We start from the raw sequence: 17,750 nt of genomic DNA on the forward strand, positions 1-17,750 counted from the left end.
CCGGCACCCGCGGGTCACCACGAACCCGTCCATCAGCAAGACCAGCCGCCCCCGCCGGGGCCAGGCCGGAATCCCTACACACGGATTAGGACCCCATGCCCTCCTCCACCGTCAGCCGCGCCGCCGCCACCCGCCTGCTCGCCCGCCGGATCGGCGTCGCGGGGGCGGCCTTCGCCGCCGTCGCGGCCCTGGCCTCGCCGGTCGCCGACGCCCGCGGCTCCGGCCCCAAGCAGCCCGAGCTCCGCGCCGACACCATCTCCCAGAACCCGCTGCCCTTCAAGACCCGCTTCGAGGGCAACTTCCACGGCTCGGTCACCCGGATCAGCAACTCGCTGATGACCTGTGACGAGACCCAGCCGCCGGTCGACCCGGCGCAGCCCCCCTGCGTGGACGCCCGCACCGGGGCGGGCAGCCGCCCGATCAACAACAACTACCAGATGAAGTACATCAACATCGACCCCGGTTCCATCGGCCCGCTCGGCGACCCGATCTACTCCGCCAGCTCCGCCGACCTCGGCCTGCTGGAGGGCTCCGAGATCAAGTACGCGCGGCTGTACTGGGGAGGCACCCGGGGCATCGGCGACACCGTGCTGCCGGAGAGCCAGATCGACGAGATCTACCTGAAGCTCCCGGGCGACAACCAGTACACCAACATCGCCAACGACCAGCCGTCGATCGGCTACATCACCACCACCGAGGAGAGCAGCTACCAGGCCTCCGCCGACATCACCGAGCTGGTCAAGAAGCACGGCAACGGCACCTACACCGCGGCCAACATGGACTCCGTGGTCAAGCCGCACAGCTGGGGCGGCTGGACGATCGTGGTGGCGTACGAGAACGCGTGCAAGCCGCTGCGCCACATCCACCTGTGGGACGGCTTCCAGGTCGAGCTGCCGGACAGCCCGCCGCGCGAGTTCGACCTGACCGGGCTGCAGACCCCGGCCACCGGGCCGGTCGCCGGCAAGCTCGGCTTCGTGGTCTACGACGGCGACCTGAAGTGGACCGGCGACACCCTCGCGATGAAGTCCACCAACGGCCCGCTGACGCCCTTCCAGGACGTCAACCACGCGGTCAACGACTCGTTCAACTCCACCATCGAGGAGCTGACCCCGGCCGACCAGTTCACCCGGAACCCGTACAACCGCAACAACTTCGGCTACGACTCCAACCGGTGGGACATCTCGCCCTACCTGCGCAACGGGGACACCGACATCTCCATCAAGTTCGACACCGACAAGGACGGCTACGACCTGGGCGTCTTCTACGCCTACGTGAACCTGGACGGCTCGCTGGAGGGCTGACCCGGCGTCACCGCACGGCGCCGCTGCCGCACCACCCGCGCCGGGTGGAGCGGCGGCGGCGCCGTCGTGTGCGCGGCACGCCCGCGCAGCGCCCGCTCGCAGGGCCGCTCGACCCAGCGGTACAGCGCGCCGGCCGCCAGCAGGCTCGCACCGGCCAGCAGCAGCCAAACCGCCGCCGTGGCCGCCCCGGGCTCCGGCCGGCCGGCCACCCGGAGCCAGCAGCGGATGCCGATCTCGTGCACCAGGTACCAGGCGTAGGACCACTCGCCGAGCCGCACCGCCGTTCGCCCGGCCAGCAGGCGCGGCCCGCCGGAGGTCGCGCGGTCGCGCTGCGCGGCGGCCACCAGCAGCGCGGCGAACAGCGGTGCCGGGACCAGCTGGGACGCGCTGTACGGGCCCCACCAGACGGAGTCCGCCGCGGCCGCGTGCCACGGCACCAGCAGCAGGTGCCAGCCGGCCACCGCCGTGGTGGCGGCGGCGAGCGGGACGCGGGGCAGCCGGCCGTGCCGGACGGCCAGCCCGGTGACCACGCCGAGGACGAACTGCGGGGTACGGGTCAACGGCAGGTAGTCCAGCAGCCAGCCGCGCACCGCCGGGTCGTCCGGGAGCAGGGCGCCCGCCGCCCAGAGCGCCGGGCCGAGGGCCGCGGCCACCGCGGCGAGCGGCGCCCAGAGCCGGCGGCGCGGGGCCAGCGCGCGCAGCAGGAACGGGAAGAGCAGGTAGAACCAGGCCTCCGCGCCGAGCGACCAGGAGGCCGGGTTGCCGCCGAACACCGTCTCCCGCGCCCAGGGGTGCACCAGTGGCAGCGACCAGAGCGCCGCCGCCAGCGGCAGCGCCGCGCCGGTCAGGGCGTCCGCGCCGAGCGAGAGCGCCGTGCTGAGCGCGTGCAGGGGCCAGATCCGGGCGAACCGGCGGCGGGCGAAGCGCCGTACGGTGGTCGGCACGCCGTCGTACGTCCAGGCCAGGACGAAGCCGGAGAGCACGAAGAAGAACGTCACGCCGCTGCGGCCGTACCAGGCGAGCGGGCCCAGCAGCGGTACCTCGCCCACCTTGCGGGCGAGGTGGTAGAGCACCACCAGCAGCGCGGCCCAGAACCGCAGCCCGGTGAGCGAGGGCAGTCGGGTGGGCATCGGGCGCTCCGCGGGTGGGGTCGGGTCGGGGCATTCGGTCGGGCCGGGGCGGGCCGGGGCGGTCGGTCGGGCCCGGCGCCGGTCCAACGAGTCGGGGCCGACCCGGGACACGCCCCGGCACGGTCGCGCCGTCGCGCCGGGGTGCGCGGGGCGGAGCCCGGCCGCGTACCCTGCTGGAGGCGGGTCGGACCGGTCGGTCACGGCTCGCGCGGGCCGGAGCCGGAGGGGCGATGACGGTGGAGGAGCAGCGGGCCGGGAGCCGGGTGAGCCGGCCGGAGATCAGGCTGGTCCGGCGCGGGTTCACCGATCCGGCGCAGGCCGTCCGGCTGCTCGCCGGACCGGGCCTGGAGGGACTGGCCGACGACCCGGTGCTGCTGGACGCGCTCGGCGCCACCGCCGACCCGGATCTCGCCCTGCTCGGCCTGGCCCGGCTGCTGGAGGGCGCCGACGAGACCGAGCGCCACACCCTGCGCGACACCCTCACCACCTCCAAGCCGCTGCGCGACCGGCTGCTCGGTGTGCTCGGCGCGTCCACCGCGCTCGCCGAGCACCTGGCCCGGCACCCGCACGACTGGCACGCCCTGGTCACCTTCGAGCTGCGCGACATGCACCCCGGCCCGGACGACTTCCGGCGCGCGCTGCGCGAGGGCTTGGCAGCGGACCCCGCCGGCAACCGGGCGGACGCGCTGCGGGTCTCCTACCGCCGCTGCCTGCTGGCCATCGCCGCCCGCGACCTCACCGGCACCACCGACCTGGCGCAGACCGCCGCCGAGCTGGCCGACCTCGCCGGCGCCACCCTGCAGACCGCCCTGGACATCGCCGCCGAGGAGGATCCGGAGGCCGCCGGGGCCTGTCGCCTCGCCGTCATCGGCATGGGCAAGTGCGGTGGCCGGGAGCTCAACTACGTCTCCGACGTGGACGTCATCTTCGTCGCCGAGCCGCAGGACGGCGTCGACGAGCACGAGGCGCTCAAGGCCGCCACCCGGCTGGCCGCCGCGCTCACCCGGCTCTGCGCCGACACCACCGGCGAGGGCACCATCTGGCCGGTGGACGCCAACCTGCGGCCCGAGGGCCGCAACGGCCCGCTGGTCCGCACGCTGGCCAGCCACCGGGCCTACTACCAGCGCTGGGCCAAGACCTGGGAGTTCCAGGCCCTCCTCAAGGCCCGCCCGGTCGCCGGTGACGCCGAGCTCGGCGCCGCCTACCTGGCGGCGCTCGAACCGATGGTCTGGCAGGCCGCCGCCCGGGACAACTTCGTCACCGACGTGCAGCAGATGCGCCGCCGGGTGATCGACTCCATCCCCGTCACCGAGCTGGACCGCCAGCTCAAACTGGGCCCGGGCGGCCTGCGCGACGTCGAGTTCTCCGTCCAGCTGCTCCAGCTGGTGCACGGGCGCACCGACCCGTCGCTGCGCAGCGGCAACACCCTGGAGGCGCTCGCCGCGCTCTCCCAGGGCGGCTACGTGGGCCGGGCCGACGCCGTCTCGCTGAACACCGCCTACCGTTTCCTGCGCTCGCTGGAGCACCGGATCCAGCTGCACCGGCTGCGCCGCACCCATCTGATGCCCACCGGTGAGGAGGACCAGCGCCGGCTGGCCCGCTCGCTCGCCCCGCTGATCAACGACGACACCCGGGCCGACCCGGTCGCCGCCCTCCAGCGGGAGTGGAAGCGGCACGCCGTCGAGGTCCGCCGGCTGCACGAGAAGCTGTTCTACCGGCCGCTGCTGGACGCGGTCGCCGAGCTGCCGACCGGCGCGACCGGGCTGACCCCGGACCGCGCCCGGGCCCGGCTGGAGGCCCTCGGGTACGCGGACCCGGCCGCCGCGCTGCGCCACCTGGCCGCGCTGGCCTCCGGCGTCAGCCGCAAGGCCGCCATCCAGCGGACCCTGCTGCCGGTGCTGCTCGGCTGGTTCGCCGACTCCGCCGACCCGGACGCCGGGCTGCTCAACTTCCGCCAGGTCTCCGACGCGCTCGGCCGCACCCCCTGGTACCTGCGGCTGCTGCGCGACGAGAGCGCCGCCGCCGAGCAACTGGCCCGGGTCCTCTCGGCCGGCCGGCTCGCTCCCGACCTGCTGCTGCGCGCCCCCGAGGCGGTCGCCATGCTGGGCGACCCGCAGGGCCTGACGCCACGCGGCCGGCCCGCCCTGGAGCAGGAGATACTGGCCGCCGTCGGCCGGGCCGACTCGGCCCCGGCGGCCGTCGCCGCTGCCCGGTCGGTGCGGCGCCGGGAGCTGTTCCGGACCGCCGCCGCCGATGTCCTCGGGCGGCTCGGCGACGACCCGGCCGAGGCGCTGGACGCCGCGGGCGAGGCGCTCACCGCGCTCAACGCGGCCACCCTGCAGGGCGCGCTGCGCGCCTGCACCGCCGCCTGGGAGGCCCGGCACGGGGAGCTGCCGACCCGGATCGCGGTGATCGCGATGGGCCGGTTCGGCGGGCGCGAGCTCGGCTACGGCTCCGACGCGGACGTGCTCTTCGTCCACGAGCCGCTGCTCGGCTCGCTGGAGCAGGACGCGGCCCGCGCCGCCCAGGCCGTCTGCCACGAACTGCGCACCCTGCTCTCCGGGCCGTCCACCGAGCCGCCGCTGGTGGTCGACGCCGATCTGCGCCCCGAGGGCCGCAACGGACCGCTGGTGCGCACCCTCGCCTCGTACGCGGCGTACTACCGGCGCTGGTCGCACGCCTGGGAGAGCCAGGCACTGCTGCGCGCGGAGCCCGTGGCGGGGGACGCGGGGCTGGGGGAGCGGTTCCGGCAGCTGATCGACCCGCTGCGCTACCCGGGCGCCGGGGTGCCCGAACGGGATGTGGTGGAGATCCGCCGGATCAAGGCCCGGATCGAGGCCGAGCGGCTGCCGCGCGGCGCCGACCCCACCACCCACACCAAGATCGGCCGGGGTGGGCTGGCCGACGTGGAGTGGACCGTCCAGCTGCTCCAGCTCCAGCACGGGCACGAACTGCCGGCGCTGCGCACCACCCGGACCAGGCCGGCGCTGGCGGCCGCCGCCGAGGCCGGGCTGGTCGGGGCGGAGGACGCGGCGGTGCTGAACGCCGCCTGGGTGCTGGCCTCCCGGGTGCGCTCCGCGGTGATGCTGGTGCGCGGCCGGCCCGGGGACAGCTTCCCCGGGGACGCCCGGGAGCTGGCCGGGGTGGCCCGCTACCTCGGCTACGGGGCCGGGCGCAGCGGCGAGCTGGTCGACGACTACCGGCGCACCACCCGGCGGGCCCGGGCGGTGGTGGAGCGCCTGTTCTACGGGTGAGCCCCGCCCCCTCCGGGGACGGCGAGGGCCGCCCGGACCTTCGGGAGGCGGACACGGCGAAGGCGCCCCGGAGGCGGACACGGCGAAGGCCCCCGGCCACGGGTACGGCGCCCACCGCGGGCGCGCTCCACTGCTCGGGGACGGTGATCGGCTCCTCCGTCGTCTCCCGGGCCGGGATCCTCGGCAGGCGGTAGACCCACACGTGGTAGATCAGCCGGGCCGCGACGAAGCCGACCGCGAGGCAGGCGACGCCGCCGACCGCGTCCATCCAGAAGTGGTTGGCGGTCGAGACGATCACCACCAGGGTGGCCACCGGGTAGAGCAGGCCGAGCACGCGCACCCAGGTGGCGCGGGCCAGGAAGAAGAGGGTCAGACCGCACCAGAGCGACCAGCCGATGTGCATCGAGGGCATCGCCGCGTACTGGTTGGAGACGTGCGTGGCCGGCCCGGAGGCCATCGAACCCCAGGTGTTGTGGATCTTCAGGGTGTCGATGAAGCCGCCGTCCGTCATCAGCCGGGGCGGGGCCAGCGGGAAGAAGTAGAACCCGACCAGGGCGATGCCGGTGGTGACGAACAGCACCGTGCGGGCCGCCACGTAGCGGCCGGGGTGCCGGCGGTAGAGCCAGACCAGGACGCCGATGGTCACGATGAAGTGCAGCGTCGCGTAGTAGTAGTTCATCCCGACGATCAGCCACGTCACGCTGTCGACCGCGTGGTTCACCGAGCGCTCGACGGCGACGCCGAGGCTGTGCTCGAAGTCCCAGATCCAGCCCGCGTGCCTCTGGGCCGTCGCCTCCTGCTCGGGGACGGCGTTGCGGACGAGGGAGTAGACCCAGTAGCTGATCCCGATCAGCGCCAGCTCGAACCAGATCCGCGGCCGGGCCGGCGAACGGCGCTGGTCACGGACGCGGCCGCGCAGCGCGGCCGCGCGGGACTGGGCGACACGGGTGGCTCCGTCGGGCATCCGGCCGGAGCCGGCCGGGCCCGCCACGGAACCGCCACCGTGCGCCGCTCGGGCGCGCTCGGCGTCCGTCTGCTGGATCTCGGTCGGTTCCCCCATGGACGAGAAGTCTGCCAGACGTCCCGTAGCCGTCTGCTCATCCTCCGGAAGTGGATTCTTCACCGGCTGTCCCCCTTGAGGGCTAGGGGACGGATCCCACCGGGGTAGGGGGTGCGGTGGGGTCTGGTACGAACCGGCGGGACGGACATACGTCCCATTGTCACGCCGGAGGTATCGGGTGGCGCAATCGGGGGGTGGACGGCGGCCCGCGGGGGCTTGCGGGTTTCCCGGACCGAAACCGTTTCTGCATCTTGCTGAAACGGATTGCAGACCGCTAGCGTCCTGCCCACTCGACACCCCTTCCCCCGCAAGGGAGCCCTCCGTGGCCGATGTCCCGCTCCACCACCGGCGGAGCACCACCCCGACCCGCGGCCCCGGCCGCACGGCCGTGCTGCTCGCCGCCGCGCTGACCGCCGCCACCCTCGGCACCGCGGCGCCCGCGGCCCTCGCCGCGGCCCCGCCCGGCCCGCCCTCCGACGCCGCGCTGGCCGCCACCGCCGGCCGGCACGACCTCACCCGCGAGCAGTTCTACTTCGTCCTGCCGGACCGCTTCGCCAACGGCGACCGGGGCAACGACACCGGCGGCATCACCGGCAGCCGGCTGGACCACGGCCTCGACCCGGCCGACAAGGGCTTCTACCACGGGGGCGACCTCGCGGGCCTGATCCAGCGGCTCGACTACATCCAGGACCTCGGCACCACCGCGATCTGGATGGCGCCGATCTTCGTGAACAAGCCCGTCCAGGGCACGGGTGACAACGCCAGCGCCGGCTACCACGGCTACTGGATCACCGACTTCACCCGGGTCGACCCGCACTTCGGCACCAACGAGCAGCTCAAGGAGCTGATAGCCAAGGCGCACGCCCGGGGCATCAAGGTCTTCTTCGACGTCATCACCAACCACACCGCCGATGTCGTCGACTACGGGCAGCGGCAGTACGGCTACCGCTCCACCGGCGCCTACCCGGTGCTGGACGCCGACGGCAGGCCGGTGGACGAGACCGCCGTCGCAGACGCCGGCGCCGCCTGGCCGAGGCTGACCAAGGACTCCTTCCCCTACAGCCCGGTCTTCCGCAATCAGGCCGACGCCGGGGCCAAGACCCCGGCCTGGCTCAACGACCCCGCGCTCTACCACAACCGGGGCGACTCGACCTTCGTCGGCGAGTCGGCCACCGAGGGCGACTTCTCCGGCCTGGACGACCTCGACACCCAGAACCCCGCGGTGGTGAAGGGCTTCGAGAAGGTCTACCGGCAGTGGGTCGAGGACGCCGGGGTGGACGGCTTCCGGATCGACACCGTCAAGCACGTCAACATGGCCTTCTGGCAGCAGTGGGCGCCCGCGCTCAAGGACTTCGCCGCCAAGCAGGGCAACAAGAGGTTCTTCATGTTCGGCGAGGTCTACTCCGGGGACCCGGCCGTCACCTCGCCGTACGTCACCAAGGGCCGGCTCCAGGCCACGCTGGACTTCCCGTTCCAGAACGCCGCCCGCTCCTACGTCTCCCAGGGCGGCTCGGCGCGCGGCCTGGCCGACGTGTACGGGCAGGACTACCGCTACACCACCGCCGACACCGACGCCTACGAGCTGCCGACCTTCCTCGGCAACCACGACATGGGACGCTTCGGGTCCTTCCTGGTCGGCGACAACCCGGGCGCCGACGAGGCCACCCTGCTGAAGAAGGACCGGCTCGGCACCGAACTGCAGTTCCTCACCCGGGGCCAGCCGGTCGTCTACTACGGCGACGAGCAGGGGTTCACCGGCGCGGGCGGCGACAAGGACGCCCGCCAGGACCTCTTCGCCTCGCGGACGCCCTCCTACAACAGCGACCGGGTGCTCGGCGGCACCGCCGGCTCCGCCGACCGCTACGGCGAGGGCGGCGGGCTCTACCGGGGCATCGCCGCCCTGGCCGCGCTGCGCCGCGACCACCCGGCCCTCGCCGACGGCGCCCAGATCGAGCGGTACGCCGCCGACGGCGCGGGCGTGTACGCCTTCTCCCGGATCGACGCCGGGCAGCAGGTCGAGTACCTGGTCGCGGTCAACAACGCGGCCGGGGCGAAGACCGTCACCCTGGACACTTTCTCGGCCGGCCAGGGCTTCGACCGGATCTACCCGGCGGCCGGGGAGCGGCTGACCGGCGGCGCGGACCGCAGGGTCACCGTCACCGTCCCCGCGTTCTCCTCGGTGGTGTTCAAGGCCGCCGGGAAGCTCGCGCCCGTCGCGGCCGCGCCCCGGCTCGCGCTGCGGACCCCGGCCGACGGCTCCACCGGCACCGTCACCGTCGGCGCGGACGTCGACGGCGGGGGCTTCGACCGGGTCACCTTCGCCGCGCAGATCGGCGACGCGCCCTGGCGGACCCTCGGCACCGCCGACAACGGGACGTACCGGGTCACCCAGGACCTGAGCGGTGTGCGGCCCGGCACGGTGGTCCGCTACAAGGCCGTCGTCCAGGACTCCGGCGGCCACCTGCGCTCGGTCACCGGCGCCTTCACCACCGGCGCGCCGGCCCCCGTGCCGGCGCCCAGCGCCACCGCCCGCCCGTACGCCGTCGTGCACTACCAGCGCCGGAACGGCGACTACGACGGCTGGAACCTCTACGCCTGGGGCGACCTCGCGGACGGCGAGGCCACCACCTGGCCGGCCGGGCACGGCTTCACCGGCCGGGACGCGTACGGCGCCTTCGCCTACGTGAAGCTGAGGGAGGGCGCCTCGGACGTCGGCTTCGTCGTCGAGAAGGACGGCGTCAAGGACGTGGACGCGGACCGCCACCTCGACGTCGGCGCGACCGGCGAGATCTGGCTCACGGAGGGCGACCCGGCCGTCCGGACGACCAACCCCGGGCCGGTGAACACCCAGCCCGCGAACACCGCCGTCATCCACTACAACCGGGCCGACGGGAACTACGACGGCTGGGGTCTGCACGACTGGACCGGCGCCGCCACCCCGACCGACTGGGGCAACCCGCTGCTGCCGGCCCGCCGCGACGCCTTCGGCGCCGTCTTCGAGGTGCCGCTGGCACCCGGCGCGACCAGCCTCAGCTACATCCTGCACCGGGGCAACGACAAGGACCTGCCCGACGACCAGTCGCTGGACCTCGCCGCCGTCGGCCGTGAGGTCTGGATCCTCGGCGGCCGGCCGGGCCACCTGCTGCCGCAGAACGCCGCCGCCTCCGCCCAGGTGGACCTCGGCACCGCCAAGGCCCAGTGGATCGACGCCCGGACGGTGGTGGTGCCGGCCGGCTACGGCGCGGACGACGCCGCCCTGGCCGGTGGCACCAGTGCCCAGCTGGTGTACGACCCCGAGGGCGGCATCCGCGCCGACAAGGGCGTGCTCTCCAAGCCCGGACAGTGGATCCGGCTGACCCCCGTCCCCGGCGGCCCGACCGCCGCGCAGAAGGCGAAGTACCCGCACCTGGCGGGCTACCGGGCCTTCACCGTGGACGCCCGCGACGCCGCCCGGGTGCCCGACGCGCTCCGCAGCCAACTGCTCTTCACCGAGCACCTGCCGAGCGGCGCGGCCTCGGCCGCCACCGGGGTGCAGATCCCGGGCGTGCTGGACGACCTGTACGCGGGCCGTACCGGCCGGGTGGACTTCGGGCCGGCCTACTACCACGGCAAGGTGGCGCTGTCGGTCTGGGCACCGACCGCGCGGGAGGTGTCCGTCCAGATCTTCGACGGTCCGACCGGCGGCACCCCGAAGACCGTGCCGCTGAAGCTGGACGACGAGACCGGGGTCTGGGAACTCGTCCGGGACAAGGCCGAGTTGGACGGCAAGTATTACCTGTACCAGGTGAAGGTCTGGGCGCCGTCCGTCCAGCGGACGGTGGTCAACGCCGTCACCGACCCGTACGCGGTGGCGCTCTCCACCGACTCCGGGCGCGGCCTGGTCGCCGACCTCGCCGCCAAGGAGCTCAAGCCCGCCGGCTGGGACAACCACGCCGTCCCGAAGGCCGTCCCGCCCGCGCGGCAGCAGATCCAGGAGCTGCACGTCCGGGACTTCTCGATCGAGGACACCACCGTGCCGGTCGCCGAGCGCGGCACCTACCTGGCCTTCACCGAGTCGCGGTCGGCGGGCATGCGGCACCTGCGCGAGCTGGCCGGGGCCGGGGTGACCACCGTGCACCTGCTGCCCACCTTCGACATCGCCACCATCCGGGAGAACCGGGCCGAGCAGAAGCTGCCCGCCTGCGACCTGGAGGCCCTGGCGGCGGACAGCGAGAAGCAGCAGGAGTGCGTGGCGGCCGTGGCCGCCGAGGACGCCTACAACTGGGGCTACGACCCGCTGCACTACAACGTGCCGGAGGGCTCGTACGCCACCGACCCGGAGGGCACCGCCCGCACGGTGCAGTTCCGGCAGATGGTGCAGGCGATCCACGCGGCCGGGCTGCGCGTGGTGCTGGACGTGGTCTACAACCACACCGCCGCCTCCGGTCAGGCCGAGCACTCGGTACTGGACCGGATCGTCCCCGGCTACTACCAGCGGCTGGACGCCAACGGCAAGGTGACGACGGACAGTTGCTGCGCCGACACCGCGCCCGAGCACGCCATGATGAACCGCCTGGTGGTGGACTCGGTGACCACCTGGGCCCGTGAGTACAAGGTGGACGGGTTCCGCTTCGACCTGATGGGGCTGGACCCCAAGTCCACCATGCTGGACGTGCGGGCGGCGCTGCGGCGGATGACGCCGGACTCGGACGGGGTCGACGGCGAGAACGTCTTCCTCTACGGCGAGGGCTGGAACTTCGGCGTCGTCGCGAACGACGCCAGGTTCGAGCAGGCCACCCAGCTGAACATGGCCGGCACCGGCATCGCCACCTTCGACGACCGGGTCCGGGACGCGGCGCGCGGCGGCAACTTCCAGCTCTCCTCGGCGCCGCGGCAGGGCTTCGCCTCGGGTCTGTTCACCGACCCCAACGGCTCGCCCGCCAACGGCGGTCCGGCGGAGCAGAAGGCCCGGCTGCTCCAGCAGATGGACCAGGTGAAGGTGGCGCTCACCGGCAATCTGGCCGGCTACTCCTTCACCGACAGCTCGGGCCGGGCCGTCACCGGCGCGGGCGTCGACTACAACGGCGCCCCGACCGGGTACGCGGCCCGGCCCGGCGAGTCGGTGGAGTACGTGGACGCGCACGACAACGCCGACCTGTTCGACGCGCTCGCGTACAAGCTGCCCACCGCCACCGCGCCCGCCGACCGGGCCCGGATGCAGGCGCTCGCGCTCTCGCTGACCGCGCTCACCCAGGGGCCGGGCTTCGTCCAGGCCGGCAGCGACCTGCTGCGTTCCAAGTCACTGGACGCCAACTCCTACGACTCGGGCGACTGGTTCAACGCCGTCCAGTGGGACCCTTCGCGGGGCAACGGCTGGGGCCGCGGGGTGCCGATGGCGGCCGACAACAAGGAGATGTGGCCGGCCGCCAAGTCCCTGCTGGCCGATCCGCGACTGGTGGTGGGCGAGGCCGACATCCGGGCGACCGCCGCGCAGTACCAGCAGTTCCTGCGGATCAAGCAGGGCTCGCCGCTGTTCTCGCTGCCCACCCTGGCCGCCGTCCAGCAGCGGCTCTCCTACCCGCTCTCCGGTACGGCCGGCGAGACGCCCGGGGTGATCACCCTTCATCTGGACGGGACCGGGCTGGCGGGTGCGGAGAAGGGCATCACGGTGGTGTTCAACGCCACGCCCACCGCGCAGAGCCAGACCGTGGCCGCCCTGCGGGGGACGGCGCAGGCGCTGCACCCGGTGCAGGCGGGCGGGGCCGACCCGGTGGTCAGGCAGGCCGGCTTCGCCGCCGGGACCGGTACCTTCACCGTGCCGGGCCGCACCGTGGCGGTGTTCGTCCAGGGCTGACGGATCGTCTCGCACGGCCCCGCGTCGCCTTCGGGTGGCGCGGGGCCGTGGTACTTCCCGCCGGTGCCCGGCGAGCGGTGGCCGAAAACCGCCTCCGGCACGGCCGGAAAGGTGGGGTGCCCGATCCGTTCGGCGACGCGGTCCACCACGCCGACGCCGAGCGGGCCCTGAGCGCTGGTCAGTGCCCGCCGGAGGTGATCGAACCTTTGCGGCGGGAATGAAAACCGTCGTCGGTAGTTCCCACGCCCGTAACACGGACGGCGGTCCGACGGATGAACGGTCCCGGTAGCTAATCGGCCAATCCGTGGCATGCATCTGTCATTAACGGCTCGTTTGCTGCCACGATTCCCCCGGCTGCAGACGAGGGGGCCCCACCCCCCGGTGCGGCTGTCCCAGGTCAGGTACAGCGCCTCTTCCTGTCAGCAACTGTTCGGCACCTTGCTCCGCAACCGCACCCGCGCCGCGCACCCGGCGGCGGGGGCCCCCACTGCGCCGCAACCCCGCGGCCAGGTTCTCTCCACCGCACGCGCACCCCGCGTCGGTCGGAAAAGGAGTCCGCATGTCGCGTTACACCCAGGCTCGGAAGGCAGCGGTTGTCATGGCCGCCACCACCGCGCTGCTGGTGACCGGTATCCCCGTCATCGCGCAGGCCGCCACTCCGGACGCGCCGTCCGCCGTCGCCGCCCAGCAGGCGAGCCGGGCCCAGCTGATCGCCTCCGCGACCCAGCAGACCAGCACCCTCGCCCAGGTCCTCGGCCTCGGCAGCGAGGAGAAGCTGGTCACCAAGGACGTCGTCCAGGACGCCAACGGCGCCCGCCACCTGCGCTACGAGCGCACCTACGCCGGACTCCCGGTGCTCGGCGGCGACCTGATCGTCCACCAGGACGCCACCGGCGCCACCCAGGGTGTGACCAAGGCCAGCGAGGCCGTGCTGACCGGCGTGAACACCACGCCCGCGCTGGCCGCGCCGAAGGCGCAGGAGACCGCGCTCGCCGCCGAGGCCGGCTCCGCCCTCGACACCGCCCCGCGGCTGGTCGTCTGGGCCGCCGACGGCACCCCGAAGCTCGCCTGGGAGACCGTCGTCTCCGGCAAGGAGTCGGACGGCACCCCGAGCCGGCTGCACGTCGTCACCGACGCCAAGACCGGCGCCGTCCTCAGCCAGGCCGAGGGCATCAAGACCGGCACCGGCCAGGGCGTGTTCGTCGGCAACGTGCCGCTGACCACCACCCAGAGCGGGTCGAACTACCAGCTCAAGGACGGCACCCGCGGGGGCCAGTACACGACCAACATGAACAACGGCACGACCGGCAACGGCACGCTGTTCAGCAAGACGAGCGACACCTGGGGCAACGGCCAGGCCAGCAACAAGGAGTCCGCGGCCGTCGACGCCCAGTACGGCGCCGCCGCCACCTGGGACTTCTACAAGAACACCTTCGGCCGCAGCGGCATCCGCAACGACGGTGTCGGCGCGTTCAGCCGCGTCCACTACGACAGCGGCTACGTCAACGCCTTCTGGGACGACACCTGCTTCTGCATGACCTACGGCGACGGGTCGGGCAACACCCACCCGCTGACCGAGCTCGACGTGGCCGGCCACGAGATGAGCCACGGCGTCACCTCCGCCACCGCCAACCTGAACTACTCGGGCGAGTCCGGCGGCCTCAACGAGGCCACCTCGGACATCTTCGGCAACGCCGTCGAGTTCTACGCCAACCTGCCCGCCGACAACCCGGACTACCTGGTCGGCGAGCTGATCGACATCAACGGCAACGGCACGCCGCTGCGCTACATGGACAAGCCCTCCAAGGACGGCGGCTCGGCCGACTCCTGGTACTCGGGCGTCGGCAACCTGGACGTGCACTACTCGTCCGGTGTCGCCAACCACTTCTTCTACCTGCTGGCCGAGGGCAGCGGCGCCAAGGTCATCAACGGCGTCAGCTACAACAGCCCGACGGTCAACAACATCACCGTCACCGGCATCACCCGGGACAAGGCGCTGCAGATCTGGTACAAGGCGCTGACCTCGTACATGACCTCGACCACCAACTACGCCGCGGCGCGCACCGCGACGGAGAAGGCGGCCACCGACCTGTACGGCGCCGGCAGCCCCGAGCTGCTCGCGGTCGGCACCGCCTGGGCGGCCGTCAACGTCGGCACCCTGCCCAACAACCCGGGCGGCGTCACCGTCACCAGCCCGGGCAACCAGAGCACCAAGGTCGGCACCGCGGTCAGCCTGAGCATCAAGGCCAGCGGCGGCACCGCCCCGCTCACCTACTCGGCCACCGGCCTGCCCGCCGGCCTGTCGATCAACGCCTCCTCCGGCCTGATCACCGGCACCCCGACCACGATCGGCACCTCCACCGTGACCGTCACGGCGAAGGACGCGGCCAACAAGACCGGCACCGCGAGCTTCACCTGGACCGTCAGCGACAGCAGCAGCACCTGCACCCCGGCGCAGCTGCTCGGCAACGCCGGCTTCGAGACCGGCACCGCCGCGCCGTGGACCGCCTCCAGCGGGGTCGTCGACAACAGCGCCTCGCAGGCCGCGCACGGCGGTTCGTGGAAGTCGTGGCTGAACGGCTACGGCTCCGCCCACTCGGACAACCTCTCGCAGACGGTGACCATCCCGGCCGGCTGCAAGGCCTCGCTCAGCTTCTACCTGCACATCGACACCGCGGAGTCCGGCTCCACGGTGTACGACAAGCTGGTGGTCACCGTCAACGGCACCGCGCTGAAGACCTACTCCAACGTGGACGCCGCGGCCGGCTACCAGCTGCGCACCTTCGACCTCTCGTCCTACGCGGGCCAGACGGTCACCCTGAAGTTCGCCGGCACCGAGGACGCCTCGCTGCAGACGAGCTTCGTGATCGACGACACCTCGATCGCCACCAGCTGACCCGCCCCGGCGGTCGGTAGAACCAAGTAGGACAGGGAGCGGGGTCCGGCAGCCACGGCTGCCGGACCCCGCGTCCGTCTGCCCGGGTCGGCCTGCGGTGCCCGGTGCGGTGCGGTCCGGCGCGTTCCGGCCCGGCCGGCGCTCACGGGGGCGTGAGGTTCCGGAAACCGGTCGGCAACCGCGGGGCAACCGCCGGGCAACACGAAACACGGGCGAAACGTGTCCGTCCGCAACCAGAAATCCGTCCTCGCGACACTCTCCCAACCGACCCGCGCCCTCCCCTCGCGCGGGCCCGTGGGAAGGCACCCCCTATGTTCCTGGCTGACCCGTCGCCCGGCCTCGACACCGGTGACACCGCCTGGCTGCTGGCCAGTACCGCCCTCGTCCTGCTGATGACCCCCGGCCTGGCGCTCTTCTACGGCGGCATGGTCCGTACCAAGAGCGTGCTCAACATGATCATGATGAGCTTCGTGTCCATCGCCGTGGTCACCGTGGTCTGGCTGCTGGCCGGCTACTCGCTCGCGTTCGGCCCGGACGTCGGCGGGTGGGGCCTGATCGGCGGGCCGGACCACCTCGGGATGGCCGGGATCACCCCCTCCTCGCTCACCGGTCACGTCCCCACCGTGCTGTTCGCCACCTTCCAGCTGACCTTCGCGATCATCACCGCCGCCCTGATCAGCGGCGCCATCGCCGACCGCGCGCGGTTCGGCTCCTGGGTCGCCTTCACCGCCGTCTGGACGCTCCTGGTCTACGTCCCGGTGGCGCACTGGGTGTTCGCGCCCGGCGGCTGGATCCTGGCCAGGCTCGGTGCGCTCGACTTCGCCGGCGGTACCGTGGTCGAGGTCAACTCCGGGGCCAGTGGACTGGCCCTGGCGCTGCTGCTCGGGCCCCGGATCGGCTTCCGCAAGGAGGCGATGCGCCCGCACAGCCTGCCCCTGGTGCTGCTCGGCGCGGGCCTGCTCTGGTTCGGCTGGTTCGGCTTCAACGCGGGCTCGGCGCTGGGCGCCAACGGCCTGGCCGCGTCCGTGCTGCTCAACACCCAGGCGGCCGGCTGCACCGGGCTGCTGGGCTGGCTGCTGGTCGAGAAGCGCCGGGACGGCCACGCCACCACGCTGGGCGCCGCCTCCGGGGCGGTGGCCGGCCTGGTCGCCATCACCCCCTCCTGCGGGAGCGTCGACCTGCTCGGCGCACTGGTGATCGGGCTGGCGGCGGGGATGGTCTGCTCGTACGCGGTCGGCTGGAAGTTCCGCTTCGGCTTCGACGACTCGCTCGACGTGGTGGGGGTGCACTTCGTGGCCGGGGTGATCGGCACCGCGCTGATCGGCCTCTTCGCGAGCGCCGTGATGACCGGCGGTCCGACCGGGCTGCTGCACGGCGGTGGCCTCGGCCAGCTCGGCAAGCAGCTCGTCGCGGTGGCCGCCGTCGCCGCCTACGCCTTCGCCATGACGTACGGGATCGGGCGGGTGATCGACCGGGTGATGGGCTTCCGCGCCACCGAGGAACACGAACTCACCGGCCTGGACCTCGCCGTGCACGCCGAGACCGCGTACGATCACGGCGTCCTGGGCCACGGCACGACCGCCCACGCCACCACCGTGCTCACGCACTCGTCCGACAGGACCCCCTCCGCATGAAGCTGATCACCGCGATCGTCAAGCCGTTCAAGCTGGACGAGGTCAAGAACGCCCTGCAGGCCATCGGTGTGCACGGACTGACCGTCACCGAGGCCAGTGGGTACGGGCGCCAGCACGGTCACACCGAGGTCTACCGGGGGGCCGAGTACCGGATCGACCTGGTCCCCAAGGCCCGGATCGAGGTGGTGGTCGAGGACGCCGATGCCGAGCAGGTGATGGAGGAGATCGTCCGGGCCGCCCGGACCGGCAAGATCGGCGACGGCAAGGTCTGGGCGGTGCCGGTGGAGACCGTCGTCCGGGTCCGGACCGGCGAACGCGGGCCGGACGCGGTGTAGTTCGGGCATGGTGCGGGGCGGGCGTCGCGCCGTTCCGGTGCCGCGCGGTCCGGGCGTCGCGCGGTCCGCTGCCACCGCCCGGGCGCGAACGGCGGCGCGGCCCGGCCGGGCGCGGGCTGAGCCGGGGCTCGGCGTCCGTCCCGCCGTGGTTGCGCCGGGGCGGCGCGGTGGCCTGCGAGGCCGGGTCGGGCACCTCGGCCGAACCCCGTAGCGGCACCCTGCCGAGGCCGTTCCCGTCGCCGTCGTGGCGCGGCGGCACCGCGCGGGCGTAGCCGTCCGGCGAGGGTCCTCCTTCCCGGTCCGGAGC

At 73.2% G+C, this 17,750-nt stretch carries 7 protein-coding genes and 1 pseudogene; 6 read left to right on the top strand and 2 right to left on the bottom strand.

Annotated elements, in window-relative coordinates; genetic code table 11:
- Window positions 1–95 precede the first annotated feature (95 nt).
- Window positions 96–1,301 (top strand): hypothetical protein, encoded by a 1,206-nt coding sequence (locus ACFXHB_RS28475; protein ID WP_380577523.1) that lies wholly within the window; start codon window positions 96–98, stop codon window positions 1,299–1,301.
- Here the strand turns inward: ACFXHB_RS28475 and ACFXHB_RS28480 are convergent.
- On the bottom strand, window positions 1,268–2,431 hold the full coding sequence (locus ACFXHB_RS28480) for an acyltransferase family protein (RefSeq protein WP_380577524.1): 1,164 nt from the start codon (window positions 2,429–2,431) through the stop codon (window positions 1,268–1,270). The genes ACFXHB_RS28475 and ACFXHB_RS28480 overlap by 34 nt on opposite strands.
- Window positions 2,432–2,661: 230 nt before the next feature.
- Here ACFXHB_RS28480 and ACFXHB_RS28485 point away from each other — a divergent pair, with 230 nt between their 5' ends.
- A complete protein-coding gene (locus tag ACFXHB_RS28485; protein WP_380577525.1) occupies window positions 2,662–5,685 on the top strand; it encodes a bifunctional [glutamine synthetase] adenylyltransferase/[glutamine synthetase]-adenylyl-L-tyrosine phosphorylase in 3,024 nt (1,007 codons plus the stop codon).
- A 169-nt stretch (window positions 5,686–5,854) separates the two neighbouring features.
- Here ACFXHB_RS28485 and ACFXHB_RS28490 read toward each other — a convergent pair.
- Window positions 5,855–6,745: pseudogene (locus ACFXHB_RS28490) on the bottom strand (phosphatase PAP2 family protein); the annotation flags it as partial.
- Between the two features lie 322 nt (window positions 6,746–7,067).
- Between ACFXHB_RS28490 and pulA the strand changes: the two are divergent.
- The 4 genes from pulA to ACFXHB_RS28510 all read left to right on the top strand — a co-directional run bounded on the left by pulA (window position 7,068) and on the right by ACFXHB_RS28510 (window position 17,443).
- The gene (gene pulA / locus ACFXHB_RS28495; protein WP_380577526.1) at window positions 7,068–12,578 is read left to right on the top strand and encodes a pullulanase-type alpha-1,6-glucosidase; all 5,511 of its coding nucleotides are present in this window, start codon (window positions 7,068–7,070) and stop codon (window positions 12,576–12,578) included.
- Window positions 12,579–13,137: 559 nt separating this feature from the next.
- Window positions 13,138–15,474 carry a M4 family metallopeptidase gene (locus ACFXHB_RS28500; protein WP_380577527.1) on the top strand — a complete coding sequence of 779 codons (2,337 nt, stop codon included), beginning with the start codon at window positions 13,138–13,140 and terminating at the stop codon, window positions 15,472–15,474.
- Between the two features lie 311 nt (window positions 15,475–15,785).
- The gene (locus ACFXHB_RS28505) at window positions 15,786–17,108 is read left to right on the top strand and encodes an ammonium transporter (protein ID WP_380577528.1); all 1,323 of its coding nucleotides are present in this window, start codon (window positions 15,786–15,788) and stop codon (window positions 17,106–17,108) included.
- Entirely contained in the window at window positions 17,105–17,443 is a 339-nt protein-coding gene (locus ACFXHB_RS28510) for a P-II family nitrogen regulator (RefSeq protein WP_380577530.1), read from the top strand. Before ACFXHB_RS28505 ends, ACFXHB_RS28510 begins: the two co-directional genes overlap by 4 nt.
- Window positions 17,444–17,750: the final 307 nt, after the last annotated feature.

The organism is Kitasatospora sp. NPDC059327 (genome assembly GCF_042752535.1).
Taxonomy (GTDB): Bacteria; Actinomycetota; Actinomycetes; order Streptomycetales; family Streptomycetaceae; genus Kitasatospora.